Genomic DNA, 18,384 nt, shown 5'->3' with positions numbered 1-18,384 from the left:
TCAGGTCTCCGTGGAGGCAGGCGAGAGCCGGCCGTCCACCTCGCGATAGGTGATGCCGGTGGATGGGCACCTGTAGAGGTCCCCGGCCCGGACGAGCGGAATACCTGCGGTGCCGACCCAGCCGACCTGACGTGCGGGCACGCCCGCCACAATGGCGTGGTCGGGGACGTCCCTGGTGACGACGGCGCCGGCCGCGACCAGCGCCCAGCGCCCGATCCTGACCGGCGCGATACAGACGGCGCGCGCGCCGACCGATGCGCCCATGCCGACCGTCACCCCGACCGCGTGCCAGTCATCGGCGCTCTTGAGCGTGCCGTCGGGATTGATCGCCCGGGGGAATTCGTCATTGGTGAAGACGACCGCCGGGCCGATGAAGACCCCGTCCTCGAGCATGGCCGGCTCATAGAGGAGCGCGTAGTTCTGCACCTTGCAATTGGAGCCGAGGATGACGCCCGGACCGATGTACGCACCACGGCCCAACGTGCATCCGGGACCCACCGTGGCGTGTTCCCTCACCTGGGCCAGGTGCCAGATGGTCGTGCCGTCTCCGATCGTGGCGAGCGGGTCCACGTCCGCCGTGGGGGCAATGCGGCTTTCCTGAATCATCTGTGATCCCCCAACGAGTCGATCACTCATTGTTCCCCACCGACCTGCCCACTAGTAGGCCCCCGAGGGATGGGTGAGCACGCGAAGCGTTCGCCACAGGATCATGAGATCGCCGGCCAGCGACCAGTTCTCCACGTAATAGAGGTCGAGACGCACGCTTTCATCCCAGTCGAGATCCGACCGCCCGTTGACCTGCCACATGCCGGTGAGCCCCGGTTTGATGTAGAGCCGCCGGTGCACATGCCGTTCGTAGCCGTCCACCTCGATCGGCAGAGGGGGTCGAGGACCGACCAGGCTCATTTCTCCGACGAGGACATTCCAGAGCTGGGGCAGCTCATCGAGCGAGTACTTGCGGAGGACCCGGCCCACCCGAGTCACGCGGGGATCGTTGCGGATCTTGAACAGAACCCCGGAGCCCTCGTTCTTGTCGAGCAGCCCGGCGAGGTCCGTCTCGGCTGTCTGGACCATCGAACGGAACTTGAGCATCTGGAACGTCTGCTGGTTTCGCCCACAACGTTCCTGCCGGAACAGTGCCGGGCCGGGGGTGTCCGTCTTGACCAGGATCGCGATCACCGCCAGCAGGGGCGCGATCAGGATCAGGCCGAAACCGGCGGCGACGACGTCGAGGGTTCTCTTGAGCACGTGCCTCGTGCCCTCGAAGTGGGGAATCTCCACGTGGATGAGCGGAAGGCCTTCCACCGGGCGGAAATGGATTCGGGGGCCGGCGACATCCGTCAACCGACTGGAGAGCACCAGCTCCGCCGAGGTTCCTTCGAGGTCCCAGCCGAGATTCCGGATGAACGTGCTGCCGCCGCGGGGATGACCGGCCACGATGACCGCGTCGACTCCCATGGACGCCGCCGCATCCGCCACATGGACGGAGTCGGCGACGACGGGAATCCGATTGCCGCGGGAGAGGATGCCCGTCGTGTCGCCGTCTTCGAGGGCCACACCCTCGACGTGGTAGGCCGCACCCGATTTCTCGGCGATCTGGCGGACGACGTATTCCACATCGTCCCTGCTGCCGACCACGATGACTCGGGAGAGGTAATGCCCGAAATGACGTTGGTGGAGAAGCCACTTCCGCCAGAGCCATCGCTCGACCGTGAGCCCGACCATGCCGAGAGGCAGGGCGAAGATGAAGAAGCTCCGGGCGATATCGATCTGGAAGACCAGGAAGGCGGTGGCGAGCAGGCCGAAGGCCAGGCCGCTCGCGTTGACCACCTGGCGGTATTCGGCGGCTCCCACCCCGATCACCCGGGAATCACGCGTGTGGAACGCGCCGAGCGTGACGATCCAGATCGACACGACCGTCACGGCGACAACCCAGTAGTCGATCCGGAGGGGGCCGGCCGCGACGACGGCCGCTTCGGTGCCGAACCGCGCGACAAAGACGATGCCGACGGCAATCACGATGATGCTGATGTCGCTGATCCTCAGCTTGGAACGGTACCGTTTGGCCCAGACCAGACCGGAGGTTTGCGAATCCGCAAAGACCCCCCGCACGGGAGTCTCCACCGGGTCGATGAGCCTCAGCCGGGCGCGTTGCCCGATGGCCGACAAGCCGGCCGCCGGCAGATGCGTTCTGGCAGTGGTCATCGCGAACCCGCCTCCGGGGGGAGGAGGCGCGAGAGGCGACTATTCGGGTGTTGGTTGCCGACTTGGGTGGAGCCGGGTATTTTTTTGGGTCGACGAAAGAGTCGACACGTCAAGGACGTGATCACGGGCATTCCCTGCATTTCGGGTTTACAGGTTCTGTGTCGGGTCGCGCCGGGCACGTGGTCTAGGGGGCCATGCATCCGGTGCGGCAGGTAGTCGATCGATCCTCAACTACTCACATGGCGAACATACCCCCATTCGGGGATCGTGTGCTGTGACCAGATCGGGGGGTAGCGCCGGCGGAGGAATCCACACCTGAATGCGCCATCAACGTAAAGAAGACCACCCCAGTAGAAGCCTGGGAGTGGTCTTCAGTGGCCCCGACCGGCGTCGATCCGGTGACCTTTCGATTTTCAGTGAGCCTGGGGGTGTTTTCGCACTGTATCTATGGTTGTGATATATTCCGCTGATCAGGGATTCTTCTGAATGGTCACAGTTGGTTTCAGTTGCTTTTTGGGCCATTAATGGCCCAAGATTCGGTCGCAACCCGTTCATCGCAGTCACCCAATTCCGCCCGCTGGGTGGAGCTGGGAGGCAGAACCACTCCCTGATGAGTCGGGCTCGTCCATGCGTACGAGATGAAGAGATCCATCTCAGCTCCTCGGGTCAGGAGCGCTGTGCGGCCCTCTATGGCACCTACCGTATCCGGCGTCTCCTTTAGGGAGCCTATCGTCGCCCTCCGACTGAGGATGTATGTCACACCAGGCATGCAGCGGGCATAGTAGTGCGACGAAGACAGTCGGTGACGGATCGCCCCGGCGGCAGCCGCCGCGAGGCTTGGGGCACCAGACCGACTGGCGTCTTGCGAGCTATCGGGGGATGCGATCCACCAGAATTTGCGCGATCTCGTTGAGAGCATCTGGATCTCGCCGTTAGACCGTCCCTGAAGAAATGATCTAACCTCGGGAAATCCATTCGGCGTGAGTCACCGCAGGTCGTGAGCGTCTCTGTCGTCCTCGTCGAGAGGCCAATCCGTTGCATCGGACCAGCCGCGGTCGGCGACGCATTGGGGTAAGCAATCCCGCGAGCCTATTGGGATATTACCAACGCACACCTAGAATGTTGGGATGGACACGGAGCTTGGAGAGCGGATCGCGAGTCGCATTGACGCGCTGACGCCGACGATGACACGCAAGGCTTTCGCCGAGATTGTCGGCCTCACCCCCGATGCCCTGTCGCGTGCGTTGACGGGCCAGCGTGGGATCTCATCGCTGGAGTTGCTACGTATCGCTGAAGCACTTGACGCGGACATGCATGAGCTTGTCACGGGGGAGCCCGATCCCCGCCGCATCGTCCTCGCAGCGCGTCACGACTATGACAGGGCCACTTACCAGCGCAGTGTGCCCACTTTCGAGGAAGACAAGGAGACTCTGGAAAACGTGCGCGTGGCGTACGTTCAAGCCGGTCTGCCTTCAGTGGTGATGGAGGGGGTGCCGGGCACGTCAGACGCGATGCGTGAACTTCTCGGTGAGGAATTCGTGCGTCCATTCATCGCCCGCATCGAATCGAATCTCGGTGTGGATGTCGTTCGGGTGCCAGAGCTTGGCACCGCTTACACAGCAACTATCGCTGGCCGTTGGGTGATCATGATCCCCGCGAAAGGCAACTGGTTCCGTGAGAACTGGGACCTCGCACATGAGCTCGCGCATCTCGTTGGGCTCGAGTCCGAAGATGAAGCGAATGCGTACGCTGCTCAGCTGCTGCTCCCCGCATCGCTGGTGCACAAGGTGGATTGGGAGGCCGCGTCACTGCAGACGGTGGCTGACTTCCTCTGGGAAACGGGGGTGTCCACCGAGGCGCTACGCAACCGACTCGGCAACTTAGGACTTGGGAACGAGCGCATTCGGAAACTGCTCGACTGCGCAACACAAGCGCTGTTGCGGCGCGCGCGCAGTTGGTCGCACTCGTTCGGTGACCAGATCACAGAGCGGATGGATGCCGCTGCGACCCGACGCTTCCCTCTGGCCTTGCAGGAAGCGCATGAGCAGAAAGTCGAGGCCGGCTTGCTCGGTCCGGCCTACCTCGCATGGATGCGTGGCGTGAGCGAGGTTTGGATTGCTGACGAGTACGAACCGCACAACGGTGGCCCGGGCGTAGATGAACTCGCGGCCGAGTTGGGTCTCGAACTTGCCTGAACCGTCCCTCTTTTTTCCCGACAACACCGTCCTGAACAACTTCGCGATCATTCGCCTGATGGACGAACTCGGCGAACTGATTGGCGACCGAGGCTGTTGGTGTGCGACGGTCGCCAACGAGTGCGCGAAGGGAGTGACTAAGCCGGGACTGGAGGACATGGCGAAGGCGCCGAGCATCTTCGGCGACGCGCTTTACCCGGTCGGCGCGGAGTACACCGATACACAGACGATCCGGGAGCGGATGCTCAAGCCGGGCGACACGGACACCGATCACCTGGGCGAGGCCGAGACGATCGCCATTATGAGTCACCGCCGGATGCGGGGATTTTTTGTAACGGATGACCGAGATGCCGCTCGTGAGGCGAAGGCTGAAGGTATCGGGGTGGTGTCTACGTGGGACATATTGCGCCTAATGGTGCGGGGTGGACGGATGACTCTCGGTGACTTCCACATCCACGCTACGACGCTGGTCAACGCTTCCCGTGGGTGCCCGCCTGGCTGGCCCAATAAGACTGCCGTCGAACTTTGGCTCAACGCACCCCGTTGAATCCAACGCCGTCGACTCGCTGCTACGGCGAGGCCAAATCTGCCCGCACACGATCCGCTTCCGGGCACATCCGCGTATCTGCCGCGCGTGAGTGACCTATTGCGTCAAGTGTCGAGTCGCCTAGGAATATGCCATCTACCGCAGAATCCGACGCTTTGAGCCGATGACACTTCCGTGGGACCTCATCGGCTCAGGCCGACTTCTGGCGTGCGCCGGGTCGCGGAGTCCCGACTGAAGCAGGTCCTGTCCGGCAGGCGAGCTTCACGACGCCGCTTGTCCGTGCCGGTCGCGAGGCCGCGCACAGACTCCTGCGCGAACGCCGTGGCTTGGCGGAGCCCGCGATCGGCGCGGTCGCGTTCCATCGCGAGAACGAACTGCTCCCGCGCATCACCCTGGTCAGCCGCGACGAGGTGCAAGCGGTTGGAATTCCGTCCGCGGGTCATGCCCACATAGATGCCTGCTGCATCCATAGCGGCGCCGAGGATCGTGTCCGACTCACGCACAGTGGCTCCCTGCATCCCGAATGCGGTCGAGGCGTAGGCCAGATGGGTGTGCTCGGCGACGTACTCCCTTGGCAGCCGCACAGTGCGTTGTCGCCGACCCGGGGTATGTTCCTTCGCCCACACCGCGCCGTCGTCGCCCACGCTCTGCACGATCCAGGTCTGCCGGTTCGCGACGCGCACAGCGGAGTCGTTCTGCCGGATCTGGATCACATCCCCGCCTCCGATGCTGAGACCGTCGCGACCGGTCGCGGTGCGGCAGTCGTCAACTTGGCAGGCGAGTAGCCTCTGGCCGCGGATGCGAGCATTCAGTTCGCGCGCTTCATCGTTTGTTGCCACGGTGATGGCGTCTCCCTCGCGCCACTCACGCGCGAGCGTCTCCAGCAGGGCATCCGTGCTCTCATGTAGGACGACGAGGCCCAGTGCGCGTAAGCGGTCGAACAGCGATGCGGGAGCCTCGGCGCGTCGCATCTGCACGGTGAGTGTGGCGTAGGCGGGGTCGGTGAAACGATGCACGGCCGTCAGGCTGTGCACGCGAGGGATGAGTTGCGCGGCAATGTTAAGCACGCCGCCGCGGCCGATCGCGGCGAGCTGTGCGCGGTCGCCGACCAGGGCGAGGGTGGCACCGTGCTCGTCCGCGAGGGTGAGGAGCGCCAGCGCTGTGTCCTGGTCGAGCATGCCAGCTTCATCCACGACGATCCGCTCGCCGCGCACGAGCCGCGCGGCCGCCGCCGGGCCCATGTAGCGGGCGCCGGTCTCGGGGTCGGTTTCTCCGACGGCGAACCGGGTCCAGACGTCGTCGCGATTCCAGCGCCAGCCGTGATCGTGCACGAGCTTCGCGACACTGTCGGTTGCAACGCCGAGTTCCTGCTGCGCGACGTCGGCCGCCTTCTTCGTCGGCGTGATCACCCGCGTCGTCCGGCCGTGAGCAGCGGCGGCCTCGATCACGGCGGCGAGCATCGTCGTCTTGCCCGCGCCGGCAGCGCCTTCAACGACCACGAGCGGATCGCTGGATGCCACTGCGGCGGCTGCTCGTGCCTGCGCCGGGTCGAGCCGGAGGCGGCGCGCGACATGCATCAGGTTCGGTGCGTGGCCCCGGCCGGCGTACGCGGCACGTGCCGTGATCAGGTCGCGCAGTCGGGTCTCGGAGGCGATGACGTGCAAACTCGTGAGGTGCGCGACGTGCTCAGGATTCGCGCTGTCGGGCGGTAGGACTGACAGGCAATCGTCCGCAGCCAGCCGCGTCGTGAGCGTAACCAGTGCGCGCAGCGGTTCGGGGTCGGCCCGCACGCCGGCCTGCGTGATGATGCGCGTTACGTGCTCCTGGATGTCGTGCGCCGTCCACGTCGATGCCGCAGCTGCGCAGCGGTCGAGCGCGCGCGATGCGACATCCCGAACGCTTACCTCGTCCAGCGAGACCGACGCATGCGCCGGCGCGCGCTCGAGGTCGGAGCGGTAGCCGGCGTTCTCGAGCTCTGCACGCCATGCCGCCTCGTTGCCGAGCGCGGTCGGTCGCTTGTGCGGCCGCTCGTGATCCCACGCCATCGCGATCAGCCGCGACATTGCAGCCGGGCCAGGCTCCTGGTCGTGATGCGCCGTGCGCCACTCCTTCTCGAAGTGCGTGAGATTGCGCGCGACCTGCTCGGCTCGCTTGCTCATCACGGCGTTGAAGGGCTGCAGCTCCGCGACTTCTCCGGTCACGGGGTCGAGGGTGAGGCCGTGGTCGTTGAGGACGGCTGCGAGTTGCGGGTGTGCGGCGATGATGGCGGTGCCCAGCGATCGGATCGGGCCCTGCTGACGGAACAGCGCCGCGGTGTCGAGCCCACGCCAGGCGCCGGCTGCCCACACGCGCGTCCCGATCTGGAAGTGCATGTGTCGGTGCGGGTCACCGGCCCGCGAGGTTTTGTGCGAGACGGCGACCGTCTCCAACTGCTCCACGGGCACCAATCGTTGACTTCCCCGCGGGCCAACGCGGGTGACGGAATGCTCGCCGATCCAGGACCGGATCTCGGCGACTGCGTCGCGCTGCGCGGAGTCGAGCGCTTCGGATACCGCCGGGTGCAGGGCCGCGGCGATCGACAGTGACTTCGGCGCATTCACGACCATCTCGGCGAACCGCGGCGATCCTTGCCGGCCGCCTCCCGATAGCCGCGGCTTGCCCATCGACTCGGTGGTGAGAGGGTTGATCCAGTCGACCCACTGCGCGTACTCGCCTGGGGTGAGCGCGCCTTCGCCGATCATCTCGCCATCACCGTCGACGACGGAGAACTCGGCGAGGGCTGTCCCGCCGTCGAGGTCGTACTCGTCGGCGCGCGATCGATCCGACTCTAGGTAACGGCGCGCGTCTGCCCCGGACCCCCGGAACAGGATCACGCCGCCCTTCATCGCAAACCTCCGAGCTGGCTCAGGTTCTTGCAACTACCTACGGTAGCATACGTCCATTCAGGTTGGGCTTCACGTGGTGCATACGAGGCGGAGTGTCGAAGGGGCCGCATTGCTGGAGGGCGCTTCTGGCATATCTCACTTGGCGTGAAACACTCGGACCCGCGTGTCGGGGTGCGGTGCGATTACCCCGGGTGGATGATTTAGGCGACGACTTTAGGGGAGCCGCTAACAACATTGGTGGCTGTATCGACTACACCGTGAGACGCGACACCCCGGTCGCGTCGAGGACTGAGAGCGAATGCCACCAACGAAACCGGACTGGGGTCCGCTGTACTTGGCTCACCGTCGACCGATGTACCTCGTTGCGCTTTCGATCCTCCGGCGAAGTGATCTTGCGGAGGACGCTGTGCAAAATGCGATGGAATCGTTGATGAAGAACCCACCGGCAGACGTCGTGAACTGGGAGGCAATGATGGTAAACGCCGCCAAGCTACGGGCGCTCGACATAGTCGGCTCCGCCCCTGAGCGGCATCATGGGGGCTCTTTGGCGCCCGAACTGCAGCCGGAGAGCGGAGACCAGACTCCCGGGGAGGCCGTTGAAGCTATCGACCTTCTGCGCAGGGTGCAAAAACTGGAGAAGGCAATGGATGTGCTCACGGATCGAGAGGGCCAGGTACTCGTGAGGCGAGTACTTCGAGAGGAGTCCCGCGATGCTGTTGCCGCCGACCTCGGAGTGTCGCCAGCTCGTGTCAGTCAGATAGTCACCGCCGCGCTTTCGAAACTGCGTGAGGCGCTTGTTGATGAGGATGCAGCATGACCGATCCGAGCGAGCGCGTCGAGGCGGCCTTGTCCGGCGCTGCCCCAAGCGAGTCGTGGGACGAGGACACCCGAGAACTCCTAGAGGTCGCGGAGCTTCTTCGGCTCAACGATGCAGTGCCGCCGCTCGAACGTGATCCAGTTGCCGCTATGCTAGGCCTGATTGTCGATCCGGCTGTGGCCCTTTCAAGTCGCGCCTTCACGACTGCACGCAGGAATTCCGGGCTAGCCCCCAGTGCCTTGGCGGCCAAGCTCCGTGATCGCGGCTGGCAGATCAGCGCAGCGGACGTCACGCGATGGCAGACACATGCTCCAACCGACTTGACTCCGGGGCTGCTCGCCGCCGTTGCAGATGAACTTGGTACCGATCTTGGAGCGATCATCGATCGAACGCCCACCAAGCCCGAGTGGCTAATCGCGGCCGCCGCAACACGCAAATTCGCCGATCTGTCGGAGCGGTGGGCGAGACTGAAGTCGCTATCCCTACCGGCGGCCTCTTCGATGCTCGAATCGCGTCTGCTTGCGACCGTTAACCGAGGCGATCGTCCAGAAACGGAGGCCCTGCTTGAATCGCTTGATGCCTTTGTTTCGACACTGGAGCCTCGCGAAGACCGATGAACACTTCCGGCTGGGTCAAGCGTGCTGTTTATCGCGTGAGCCCCGCGTTGCGCGCATCGTTCGCCGCTGACCCGCTTGGATCACTGACCCAAGACTTTGGCTTGCAGGTGCAACCTGCGCCACACCTCGGCGAGCGTCGAGAAGGCATGGGCAGCTGCGATGGCGTCTCTTTCCTCGCAGACGGCGTCATCCTCTACTCGCCGACGGTGTCCAGGCGACAGAACTTTACCCTTGCGCATGAGTTGGCCCATCACCTTCTTGAGCTTGACGACAAATTCCAGGACATGCTGGCCGAGCAGGACAACCCTCATCCGTTGCTTGAGACCGTCTGCGACGCGGTTGCACAAGAGCTACTCGTGCCAAGCTCCCTGATTGAAGCAGTGGTTTCCAAAGACGTGATCCGAGCAACTCACCTAGTTGAGTTGTTCGATCGCTCCAACGCCAGCCTTCACGCAAGTGCCATTGCGCTCGCTCGTCGGCTCCCCGGACTTGGCGCCGTCGTCGTGTTCGATCGCGAGGAGAGCGTCGTCCGTCACGCCAGCGTCCAGCCGGATCCCATCGAGGGCTGGCCAAAGGTGTACCCCTGGCGCGGACAATCCGCATTAGCCCACCCGCTGTTTTCAGTTGCCCCGGGCGCTGAGGCCGTGAAGCGCATTCGGTGGCGTATGCCTTGGGGCGATGACGCCGAGTTCTACGCGAACGCGTCGGGGCAGGCCAACACAGTCGTTGCGATTTTTTCAGACCGAGATCTCTGGAGCAGCGAAGCAAGCCACCTGAGCATCCTCCGGGCCTACGACGCTCGCCCCCACCTCCATCTGGTCTGCTGCGGACAAGACAAGTGGATTCAGGGATACCCGTGTTCGACTTGTCGTCAGCCGTTTTGCCCCATTTGTGGACAATGCAAGTGCAACCGCCAAAGCACGGGCCTTTGCACCGAGTGCGGCCTTCTCAAGGGAGCAGCGCTCGTCGTGGATGGCGTGTGTGTGGACTGTCGCTAACGAATCTAGGGCTGTGTCGACTACGAGGTGAAGGGCTCATTGGGAGTTCTCACCAAGAGAAAGCAGCAACATGTCCGAGAACGAGAAGCGCAAGCTGATCCACTTCACCATCGACGGCAAGGAGTACACGACCCGCGACGACCACCAGGAGGCCGCCTCACTTCTGCGGCTCGCCGGCGTAGACCCGAGCCAGTACGATCTCGCCCGCAAGAAGAAGGACGGGGAGACCAAGACGATAAACGACGGCAAGGTCGTCGAGATCAACGACGGCGACGCGTTCTTCACCGTCCGGCAGAACGCGACGGTCGGTTAGTGGATCCGCGACCGACTCGGGATGGCGTCGACGGATTCATCGCCGATCTCGGCGACTTCGAGCTAAAGGCATGGCGAGAAGGTCCTTCCGTGCTGTACGACCTGGATATCCTTGACGGCTCCCGAGCCGGCACCTCAATCCGAACTGGTGTCAGCATCCATGAGCTGGGCTCATGGCCCGCCGTCCCGGCGCACTGGCTCCATTTCGAGGCCGGCACCCAGTTTTCGCAACAGGGCAGCACCGACACGAACGATGCCCTACCGGGATACATCCGCCACTCATGGGACACCAGCTTCTGGCTACCCACTGAGCACCCCGGCCAGCTCTGGATTGCCCACGTGCGATCCGTTATCGCGAAGGTGATCTGACATGCCCCGCCACTCCGTCGCTATGACCACCCACATAGCGGATGCCCTCCGAACGCATCTCATCCGCGACGACGGCGACGAAGACCTCTGCTTCGCCACTTATTCAATCTCCAGCGGTGCTACCCGAATCAGCTATCTCCTGACATCCATCCTGCTTCCCGAGCCTGGTGAGCGAGAAGTGCACGGCAACGCGAGCTTCACCGGCGACTACGTGCTCCGTGCCGCCAACATCGCCGCGTCACGCAACGAAGGAATTGCTTTGCTGCACTCGCACCCGGACGGCCGTGGATGGCAGGGACTCAGCCGTTGGGACCGGGACGCCGAAAGTTCCTACGCTGACCTCGTCCTCGGCCTCACCGGCAACCCGCTCATCGGCCTCACCCTCGCCGGCATTGACACAAGCTGGTCCGCCCGCACTTGGCTCGGTGCCAAGGAACCGACCTGGACAGAGAGTGTACGTACCGTCGGACGGTCACTACGAATCTCCTGGAACAACAGTGCGCGACCCTCGGCGGCCGCCACGGCATACCAGGACCGCACAGTCTCCGCTTGGGGAGCGGCCGCCCAAGACGACATCGCGCGGCTTCGCGTTCTCGTCGTGGGCGTCGGCAGTGTCGGCCTAGATGTAGCAACCCGGCTCGCAGCGACCGGCCTAACCCACGTCGGCGCAATGGATATGGATTACGTCGAAGACGTCAACCTCGATCGCATGATCGGCGCCACGCGCGCGGACGCAGCTGCGCGAACGCCGAAGGCCGCGGTCGCCACACGCCTCATGAATTCAGCATCGACAGCGTTGAAGGCCGACTTCGCGGCGTACGTCTCAAGCGTCACCACCGAGGAGGGCATCGCCATCGCCCGCGACTACGACGTTGTATTCTCGTGCGTCGACCGCGCATGGCCTCGCGCCATGCTGAACCAGATCGCCTACAGCGACCTGATCCCGGTGATCGACGGGGGCATCGGAATCGACGTGTTTGATGATGGAACCATGCGCGGAGCAACTTGGCGTGTGCAGACTGCAACACCGGGACTGCCCTGTTTGCAGTGCAACCGCCAGCTAGACATGGGTGAGGTACAGAAAGAGCGTCTCGGCCTTGCCGATGATCCTGAGTACATCAAGCGCGCCGGCGGAGGTCCCCGACAACGGCAGAACGCGGCGATCCTCGCCGGCAGCGTCAGCGCCGGCCAGCTTGCCCAGTTCGTGAGCCTCGTCGTTGGACCCGGCGGGGAGGGCGCGCCGCTGCCTCAGCGATACCTTCTCGGTCCCCACGTCCAGGAAGCGCTCCGCTATGACACAGGCACTTACTGCCGGTTTGAGGCGAGAGTCGGCGAAGGTGATCACCGACTGGGTCTCCTATAGGAGACGGGAACGAGATCACAATGCCGAAAACCAAATCGGCGCCGGCTTCCCCAGCGCACAACGCCGCTATCGAGACGTCTCTCGCTTGCACAAGTGAAGTGTTGTCTCCCGAGCCTTAGGCACACGTCACGAGTTCCGGTCAATTGACCTGACCACTACACGCCGCTAACACTTTAGTTTTTTACGCTAGTCACGCAATTGCGCCGATCTGTCGGTGATGTTGGGCGCATTGGAGACATAGGCCAGAAGCGGCTGCACGTCGGTTTGGACAGAATCAAGTGCGACTCAAAGCAAAGGGCTGGTTCGACAGGAATCTCGAACCGGCCCTTTCTTCGTTCGCTGCGGCAGTCTCATGAACCCGTCTCCGGTACTTCATGAAAGAGCCGGAATCGTCAAGGGCGTCAGAGGGGCTAAGCAGAGATCATCGCGCAGCTAGTTCGGCCGACCCGAGAGGCTGCTTGACGCCGCGTTCGTAAAGCGGATCGCGACTAATCAGTGCATCGAGATCGTCGATCAGCTCACGATCGCCTCCGCCGGCGCGCAGGAACGAGGCCAGGGTCAGCCATAGGACGTACATCGACTTGGCGTCGGCGTCGCGCGAGACCTTCTCATAAACCTTCGGCTTCTTCGGCGATACCGTCGTCGGACGCATCCAAAGACGCGAGTGGTGCGCCACGAGGTTGCGGAGAACGATCAGGCTGTTCAGCTGCGTCTGGAACAGCTGGTTGCTCACGCTGAACGTGCCGGCGACGTCCTTCCACAGCCAGCGTTGCTCTTTGTCGATCAAGACCGGCTTCGTCTCGGTGACGACCCGTTCGAGGAGCCCCAGCGTCCACCCATCGACGGCAGCCCAGATCGGTAGGTCCTGCATGGCGGCGAGGCGGTTGGCTTCGGTCATCTTGCGCGGGCTCTCCAGCCAGCGACGACCGTTGGCCTTCTCGTGGGCCTCGAAGACGCCGAGCACGAAGGGCTCGCGGGAGCGGGCGATCTGATCGCGCAGGATGACGTCGACCGGTGCCGCCTCGGCGGCCATCACCGTGAAGTGATCCGACTTCAGGAAACATCCCGTCGGTGGGGAAAGGACGCAGTGGTGATCGACGAGAGCGGAGCGCAGACGCCACTCGAGCGTTCTGAGCGACGCGAACAACCGAGTGGATACTTCGTGGTCGAGCTTCACCATCTCGATGACACGGTCGATGCGGTCGTCGCCCTCGATGAGCCCGTCGCGGCGCAGCTTCCGAAAGTTGCGCGCGTAGCCCAGGAAGTAGTGGAAGTTGGTGCGACCCAGAAACGCCTTGGCCTCGTCGCTCAGCTCGCCGGCTTCGATGTAGCCGCGGCGGACGAGGTACGCAGCACGCTGATCCGGCGTGAGGTATGGGCGTTCTTGGGTCATGTAGTTTGCCTGAGGGTAAAAAGGACCCCCGCAGGGCGCATCGTGGAGAGGCGGCGGGGGGACTGGTGATTGACACACTAACGGAGGCGTCTGACAAAAACCCAATTCGTAGGTCGCTGAGAGGGTGCGTGTCGAGATCGAAGGTGAGATCGCTGTCTAGCTTGATACAAGTCCGGGCGGTCCCGCGACTTAGAATGCGGATGCAGTCAATGGGCTGCCTACCCCGCCCGGCCGCGCCTCCCCGGCGGCAGCAACCCGCGGTCGCGGGCCTTCGTGATCCATCCTTGGGCGGTGGATAGGGCCACGCCGCTGAGCTGCGCCATCGTCGCGCTTGGGTTGATATCACCCTGCTGCGTCAGCCGGCCGTGCTGCAGTGCGACCATCTCGTAGAAGTCGGGCACTTTCTTCGGGTCGCCGAGCGGCTTGAGCAGGTCGCGCTCGCTGACTTTTCGCCCCGACGGGAGAACGATCTTGCCGCCGGTGATCGTTTCGGTGCGCTTCATCGCGAACAGGCGTTTGTTGATCGCCGCCTCGATACGGGCCGTCGGCAGCTCGCGGAGGAGCTGGCTCGTGATCGGGTCGCCCGGGCGCCAGGGCAGGTAGATCACGCCAGTGATGCGGATCTCCTCGGGCACGGCGAGGAGCTGCCGCTGGAGGCGGATCATTACCCGGGTGTGCGTGGCCTCGTGCTCGAGGTAGCGCCAGCGTCCGTCGATCGTCTCGTTCTCGTCGGAGGCGCTCTGCGTCTCCTGTTGCGAGTCGGTGGCGACGCCGTCGTTGTACCCGAGCACGCCGTCGATCTGCTCGCTTGCGTCGTCGTCGCGCTCGCCGGGGAATCGGCTGGGCAGGTACCACCCGTCGGGCAGGTCGTCGGCGACGAGCAAGCCGTCGTACGACTGGTCACCGGGACGGGGCGTGGAAGCGGGCATGCACCGAGTCTAACCACGCACCTCAGGTACTTGCCGAAATCCGCGGGGTGGTGATAATCTCAGGTAACTGCAAATAGCCGCGCTTGTGTCGGCATGCACCAGATGCCAGCACCGCGGCGGAATAGCCGAAGGGGCGCATCATGGTCGACGCCGCGCTGAGGGTGGAGTACCTGAGTCGTGTCGAGGCGGCCGCGCGGTGCCGCGTTCCGGTCTCGAGCTTCGACAAGCTTTGACGTGATGGATTGATTCCCGAGCCCGACGCCCACATGGGCAAGCACCTGCTCTGGAGCGCCGACACGATTGATGAGCTTCTCGCCCGCGGCGGCACCGAGACCTGATGGCCGGCCGACCGAGCAGGGATTCGCCGACGCGGGTCGATCCGCGCACCGGTCGTCCGCTGCCCGAGGGCATCCGCTGGCGCGTCGACCGGCAGCGCTACCAGATCCGCGTCGTCGGCCCCAGCGTCGACGGGGGAGCGGCAGAGCGCACGCGCATGTTCCTCACCCTTGCCGAGGCCAAGCGCGAGCTCGCGAAGATGGTGGCCGGCCGCAACCCGAACGGATCGATGACCCTCGAGCAGTGGCACGAGAAGTACTGGGCGGCGATCGAGTCCTCCGTTCGGCCGGCGACCGCGCGCGACTACGGTGTCGCGTGGCGCCTGCGGGTGAAGCCGAGTCTGGGCCGGCTTCGGCTGGAGGACATCACGTCGCCGATGATCGAGTCCGCGATGGTCGCGTGGTCGGGTGGGGCCTCCGCCAAGAATGACGCTCTCGCGGTCCTGTCCCGACTCCTGGATGGAGCGCGCCGGTCGCGGTTCATCGACTACAACCCCGGACGGGAGGTGAAGCGGCCGAGCATGCGGGAGTCGGTCTCGCCGGTTTCGCGGGCGCTGACCCTGGAGCAAGTGCGGATGCTGCTCGACCTCGTTCCCGAGGGCGCCTACCGGAGCTACGTCGCGGCGCTCGTCTACACCGGGATGCGTGCTGGCGAAGCGACGGCGTTGCGCGTCGGCGACGTGGATTTCAAGCGAGGGGTCATCCGGGTCAGCCGGTCGCTGAGTCCTGGCCAGCGTGGTGAGCTCATCGAGCAGTCGCCGAAGAGTCACAAGTCACGCGAGGTTCCGCTGATCGAGGCGCTCCGCCCGTACGCCGAGCATGCGGCGCGCGGCAAGCAAGCGAGCGACTTGCTTTTCTCGGGACCCGATGGTGGACGCCTCACCAATCACAACGCCCGCCGCGGCGTCGACTGGGAGAAACTGCGCAAGGCGATCGGCCGGCCCGAGCTGCGGATCCACGACCTCCGCCACACCTTCGCTACCATCCTGTTCGACGCCGGCGCCAGCGCGCCCGACGTGCAGGCGACCCTCGGCCACTCAAGTCTGCAGGTCACCGAGCGCTATTCACGCGCTCGCGAGGGCGTTGCATTGCGGGCCGGCGCCGCGCTCGATCAGATGCTCGGCGACGCCGATGGCCCAGCCAGCAAAATGGCCCAACGAAAGAGCCCGGCGAGAGGTAATAGCCCAAAAATGGCCCAAGCTCAGCGCGGGCTTGAGCGGTAGGTCCCCAGAAACGAGAAAACCCCCGGTTGCCCGGGGGTTTTTGTTGTGGCCCCGACCGGCGTCGATCCGGTGACCTTTCGAGTAAGAGTACGGCTCTATCAGGGGTTTCTGCGGGCTGCCGGCATCTTCGATTAACCCTGATCAAGGGTACTTTCTCCTGCTATCAGCTTTAGTCCTCTATCATTAAATCTGCGGAATAGATGCGGAGTTCGACGGCAGTCTCGGGCGCGCGCACTCGGTCTGGCAGATTGTCCGACCGTGCGCCGAAGGATGTGGGTAGTGAGGTCGTGACATGTCGAATTGGACACAACCGACGGACGCCGTAGTTCTCACTTCTTCGCGAACGGATGCAAGCATGGCTCATGGGCTCGGGGCAACGCTTCGGCCTGAAGGTTTCTCCGCTAACGCGGCATGCCGGCATTTAACTGTCACCCGACCGAGATATGCGTGCACCTCAAGAGTTAACCGCTGATTGGTTCGGGAGCGTGGCGCCGCTGGTTGACGGCCTGGTGGCGAGCACTCTTCGTGTCCATGTCCAAAGCCACGAGAGTGGACATGGCGTAATGAAACGGCGCGGGACTGGCTGCGGCATGCGCGGGGCGGATCAGTTGGAGCCTAGCTAGCGTATTTCATCAAACCTTCACACGCTCGGGGTCCGAAGCTTCATGCGCCATCTGCATGCTGGTGTGTAGACACCAACCTGGTGGCTGAATGTGAAGGGTGTTGGAAAAGATGAAGTTCAATCGGAAGAACATGACCGTTGGGATAGCAGGACTCGGGCTTGTCGGAGCACTTGTCAGTGGCGGTGTGATCGCAGCGCAGGCGGCTACCGGTGGTGGGACGATTCCCCAGCCGCTGTCGACGACCTCGTCAACAGTTGGTGACCGCCAGTCCGGCCACATGGTCGGCATGGTATTCGGACAGAGTTCGCCCATGACCGCGGTCGTGAGTTACCTCGGCCTGAGCCAGACGGAGCTGCAGGACCGGCTGCAGTCGGGTAAGTCCGTCGCGGACATCGCCAAAGCCCAGGGCAAATCGGTTTCTGGACTCGAGGACGCGATGGTCGCGGAGCTTAAGACCAATCTTGATTCCAACAGCACTCTGTCCTCTGATGAAAAGGTGGCAGCTGTGGAACAGATGACGAACTACATGGACATGATGCTGAACGCGACCCACACTCCGGGTGAAGGGATGGGGATGGGTAGTGGCTTGGGAATGGGTATGCACGCGGGTTCGGGTTCGGGCTCAGGAACGGCACAAAGAGTCGCTTGACATCAACAGGAGCATCCACGCAACGGGACGTGACCCCACTGGCCGAGCTGCGATACCCTAAGGACGTTGCAGACTTTCAAAAGAAGACGAATAAGTTTCTTGCTGCTAAATGGGGCTATCTATCGCCAGCATGAAGGAATTGAAAATGGCGGCATTGAGAGAATTCACGAAGACTAACCTGGATAAGCAAGGATTTGGAGGTCTCGATGATGACGCCAAGTTCTGTTTTGCATGGCCCCTACGATTCACACCGGCAGTTGGCACTGTCTTAATCGTTCTCGGATTGGTTTTGCAGTCGCCTGTTTTTCTTGGACTGGGAGCAATCGTTCCTCTCACCGGGGCGCTGTTCCCCCGTGGCATGATTCTTGATCTGGTTTATAACTTGGGCGTTCGCCATATGTTTGGTGCTCCGGCGCTTCCCCCCACGCCGAGTCCACGACGGTTTTCATACTTACTGTCCACCGTGCTACTTGCAGGTTCAGCCTTGTCCTTTTACTACGGAGTATCAGCGCTGGGATTCGTGCTGGGAGGAATGGTCGCTCTCGGCGGCACAATCCTCACCACGACCCATTGGTGTCTCGGATCGTGGTTTTACAGACTGATTTTCGCTCACGCAGCGGCGAGGTAAAGGGTAGGACCACGCAGCAGAACCACACAGCGACCTGAGTTTCGCCAGCTCAGATGGGGCGGCCATTTTTCTCCCGCGGTGTGAGCGTGGTGCTGTTCATAATCAGCATGAGCCATCCGAGCAGGAAGACGCTGAGGCCGTCTCTAGAAGCGCTGCGGAACCTCGCATGCGCGCCACCTCGATGAGATCGTTCGCGGTTGTTAACGCCAACTGAAAACAGGGCCAGAAACGCCAACTGACAATAGGACCACCAACCACTATGGAAGGTGATCAAATTGGATGATTGGGCAGAGATT

17 protein-coding genes are annotated in these 18,384 nt (G+C 63.3%); 11 read left to right on the top strand and 6 right to left on the bottom strand.

Features of this window, described 5'->3' with window-relative positions; translation table 11 throughout:
• Together E3T48_RS05680 and E3T48_RS05675 are read right to left on the bottom strand one after the other, a co-directional pair.
• Entirely contained in the window at positions 1 to 606 is a 606-nt protein-coding gene (locus E3T48_RS05680) for an acyltransferase (protein WP_134522856.1), read from the bottom strand.
• A 51-nt stretch (positions 607 to 657) separates the two neighbouring features.
• Positions 658 to 2,205, bottom strand: a complete 1,548-nt coding sequence (locus E3T48_RS05675; protein WP_134522855.1) for a sugar transferase — start codon at positions 2,203 to 2,205, stop codon at positions 658 to 660.
• Positions 2,206 to 3,332: 1,127 nt separating this feature from the next.
• Between E3T48_RS05675 and E3T48_RS05670 the strand changes: the two genes are divergently transcribed.
• The gene (locus tag E3T48_RS05670; RefSeq protein ID WP_134522854.1) at positions 3,333 to 4,400 is read left to right on the top strand and encodes a helix-turn-helix domain-containing protein; all 1,068 of its coding nucleotides are present in this window, start codon (positions 3,333 to 3,335) and stop codon (positions 4,398 to 4,400) included.
• On the top strand, positions 4,393 to 4,947 hold the full coding sequence (locus E3T48_RS05665; RefSeq protein WP_134522853.1) for a hypothetical protein: 555 nt from the start codon (positions 4,393 to 4,395) through the stop codon (positions 4,945 to 4,947). Before E3T48_RS05670 ends, E3T48_RS05665 begins: the two co-directional genes overlap by 8 nt.
• A gap of 182 nt (positions 4,948 to 5,129) precedes the next feature.
• Here the strand turns inward: E3T48_RS05665 and mobF are convergent, their stop codons facing one another.
• On the bottom strand, positions 5,130 to 7,832 hold the full coding sequence (gene mobF / locus E3T48_RS05660; protein ID WP_134522852.1) for a MobF family relaxase: 2,703 nt from the start codon (positions 7,830 to 7,832) through the stop codon (positions 5,130 to 5,132).
• A gap of 298 nt (positions 7,833 to 8,130) precedes the next feature.
• On the opposite strand from mobF, the gene E3T48_RS05655 reads away from it, so the two are divergent.
• From E3T48_RS05655 to E3T48_RS05630, 6 genes are all read left to right on the top strand, one after another.
• Entirely contained in the window at positions 8,131 to 8,649 is a 519-nt protein-coding gene (locus E3T48_RS05655) for a sigma-70 family RNA polymerase sigma factor (protein ID WP_134522851.1), read from the top strand.
• Positions 8,646 to 9,266 (top strand): hypothetical protein, encoded by a 621-nt coding sequence (locus E3T48_RS05650; protein ID WP_134522850.1) that lies wholly within the window; start codon positions 8,646 to 8,648, stop codon positions 9,264 to 9,266. Before E3T48_RS05655 ends, E3T48_RS05650 begins: the two co-directional genes overlap by 4 nt.
• Positions 9,263 to 10,264, top strand: coding sequence for an ImmA/IrrE family metallo-endopeptidase (locus E3T48_RS05645; RefSeq protein ID WP_134522849.1), 1,002 nt, complete (start codon positions 9,263 to 9,265; stop codon positions 10,262 to 10,264). The genes E3T48_RS05650 and E3T48_RS05645 overlap by 4 nt, the downstream gene beginning before the upstream one ends.
• 70 nt (positions 10,265 to 10,334) lie before the next feature.
• Positions 10,335 to 10,577, top strand: a complete 243-nt coding sequence (locus E3T48_RS05640; protein WP_134522848.1) for a multiubiquitin domain-containing protein — start codon at positions 10,335 to 10,337, stop codon at positions 10,575 to 10,577.
• Positions 10,577 to 10,945 carry a hypothetical protein gene (locus tag E3T48_RS05635; protein WP_134522847.1) on the top strand — a complete coding sequence of 123 codons (369 nt, stop codon included), beginning with the start codon at positions 10,577 to 10,579 and terminating at the stop codon, positions 10,943 to 10,945. Before E3T48_RS05640 ends, E3T48_RS05635 begins: the two co-directional genes overlap by 1 nt.
• A gap of 22 nt (positions 10,946 to 10,967) precedes the next feature.
• Positions 10,968 to 12,308, top strand: a complete 1,341-nt coding sequence (locus tag E3T48_RS05630; protein ID WP_166789648.1) for a ThiF family adenylyltransferase — start codon at positions 10,968 to 10,970, stop codon at positions 12,306 to 12,308.
• A 421-nt stretch (positions 12,309 to 12,729) separates the two neighbouring features.
• Here E3T48_RS05630 and E3T48_RS05625 read toward each other — a convergent pair whose 3' ends face one another.
• Positions 12,730 to 13,701 carry an Abi family protein gene (locus E3T48_RS05625; protein WP_134522845.1) on the bottom strand — a complete coding sequence of 324 codons (972 nt, stop codon included), beginning with the start codon at positions 13,699 to 13,701 and terminating at the stop codon, positions 12,730 to 12,732.
• 218 nt (positions 13,702 to 13,919) lie between these two features.
• Entirely contained in the window at positions 13,920 to 14,630 is a 711-nt protein-coding gene (locus E3T48_RS05620) for a hypothetical protein (RefSeq protein WP_134522844.1), read from the bottom strand.
• A gap of 337 nt (positions 14,631 to 14,967) precedes the next feature.
• Here E3T48_RS05620 and E3T48_RS05615 point away from each other — a divergent pair, with 337 nt between their 5' ends.
• The 3 genes from E3T48_RS05615 (at position 14,968) to E3T48_RS05605 (ending at position 18,088) form a co-directional block, all read left to right on the top strand.
• Positions 14,968 to 16,188, top strand: coding sequence for a tyrosine-type recombinase/integrase (locus E3T48_RS05615; protein WP_134522843.1), 1,221 nt, complete (start codon positions 14,968 to 14,970; stop codon positions 16,186 to 16,188).
• 720 nt (positions 16,189 to 16,908) lie between these two features.
• Complete coding sequence (locus tag E3T48_RS05610) at positions 16,909 to 17,460, top strand: hypothetical protein (RefSeq protein WP_134522842.1); 552 nt, start codon at positions 16,909 to 16,911, stop codon at positions 17,458 to 17,460.
• 130 nt (positions 17,461 to 17,590) lie between these two features.
• Complete coding sequence (locus E3T48_RS05605; protein ID WP_166789647.1) at positions 17,591 to 18,088, top strand: DUF4395 family protein; 498 nt, start codon at positions 17,591 to 17,593, stop codon at positions 18,086 to 18,088.
• Positions 18,089 to 18,137: 49 nt separating this feature from the next.
• Here E3T48_RS05605 and E3T48_RS17045 read toward each other — a convergent pair.
• The coding region (locus E3T48_RS17045; RefSeq protein ID WP_206751161.1) for a hypothetical protein at positions 18,138 to 18,384 on the bottom strand (247 nt) is incomplete at its 5' end.

Origin of the sequence: Cryobacterium fucosi, from assembly GCF_004403515.1 — a bacterium.
Lineage (GTDB): Bacteria > Actinomycetota > Actinomycetes > Actinomycetales > Microbacteriaceae > Cryobacterium > Cryobacterium fucosi.
This window is presented reverse-complemented; position numbering and strand designations above follow the sequence as displayed.

Bases quoted from the DNA above. Each gene is read 5' to 3' on its own strand.
- E3T48_RS05675 (WP_134522855.1), bottom strand. From the start codon at position 2,205: ATGACCACTGCCAGAACGCATCTGCCGGCGGCCGGCTTGTCGGCCATC.
- E3T48_RS05670 (WP_134522854.1), top strand. From the start codon at position 3,333: ATGGACACGGAGCTTGGAGAGCGGATCGCGAGTCGCATTGACGCGCTG.
- E3T48_RS05680 (WP_134522856.1), bottom strand. From the start codon at position 606: ATGATTCAGGAAAGCCGCATTGCCCCCACGGCGGACGTGGACCCGCTC.
- E3T48_RS05630 (WP_166789648.1), top strand. From the start codon at position 10,968: ATGACCACCCACATAGCGGATGCCCTCCGAACGCATCTCATCCGCGAC.
- E3T48_RS05620 (WP_134522844.1), bottom strand. From the start codon at position 14,630: ATGCCCGCTTCCACGCCCCGTCCCGGTGACCAGTCGTACGACGGCTTG.
- mobF (WP_134522852.1), bottom strand. From the start codon at position 7,832: ATGAAGGGCGGCGTGATCCTGTTCCGGGGGTCCGGGGCAGACGCGCGC.
- E3T48_RS05625 (WP_134522845.1), bottom strand. From the start codon at position 13,701: ATGACCCAAGAACGCCCATACCTCACGCCGGATCAGCGTGCTGCGTAC.
- E3T48_RS05655 (WP_134522851.1), top strand. From the start codon at position 8,131: ATGCCACCAACGAAACCGGACTGGGGTCCGCTGTACTTGGCTCACCGT.
- E3T48_RS05615 (WP_134522843.1), top strand. From the start codon at position 14,968: ATGGCCGGCCGACCGAGCAGGGATTCGCCGACGCGGGTCGATCCGCGC.
- E3T48_RS05605 (WP_166789647.1), top strand. From the start codon at position 17,591: ATGAAGGAATTGAAAATGGCGGCATTGAGAGAATTCACGAAGACTAAC.
- E3T48_RS05645 (WP_134522849.1), top strand. From the start codon at position 9,263: ATGAACACTTCCGGCTGGGTCAAGCGTGCTGTTTATCGCGTGAGCCCC.
- E3T48_RS05650 (WP_134522850.1), top strand. From the start codon at position 8,646: ATGACCGATCCGAGCGAGCGCGTCGAGGCGGCCTTGTCCGGCGCTGCC.
- E3T48_RS05640 (WP_134522848.1), top strand. From the start codon at position 10,335: ATGTCCGAGAACGAGAAGCGCAAGCTGATCCACTTCACCATCGACGGC.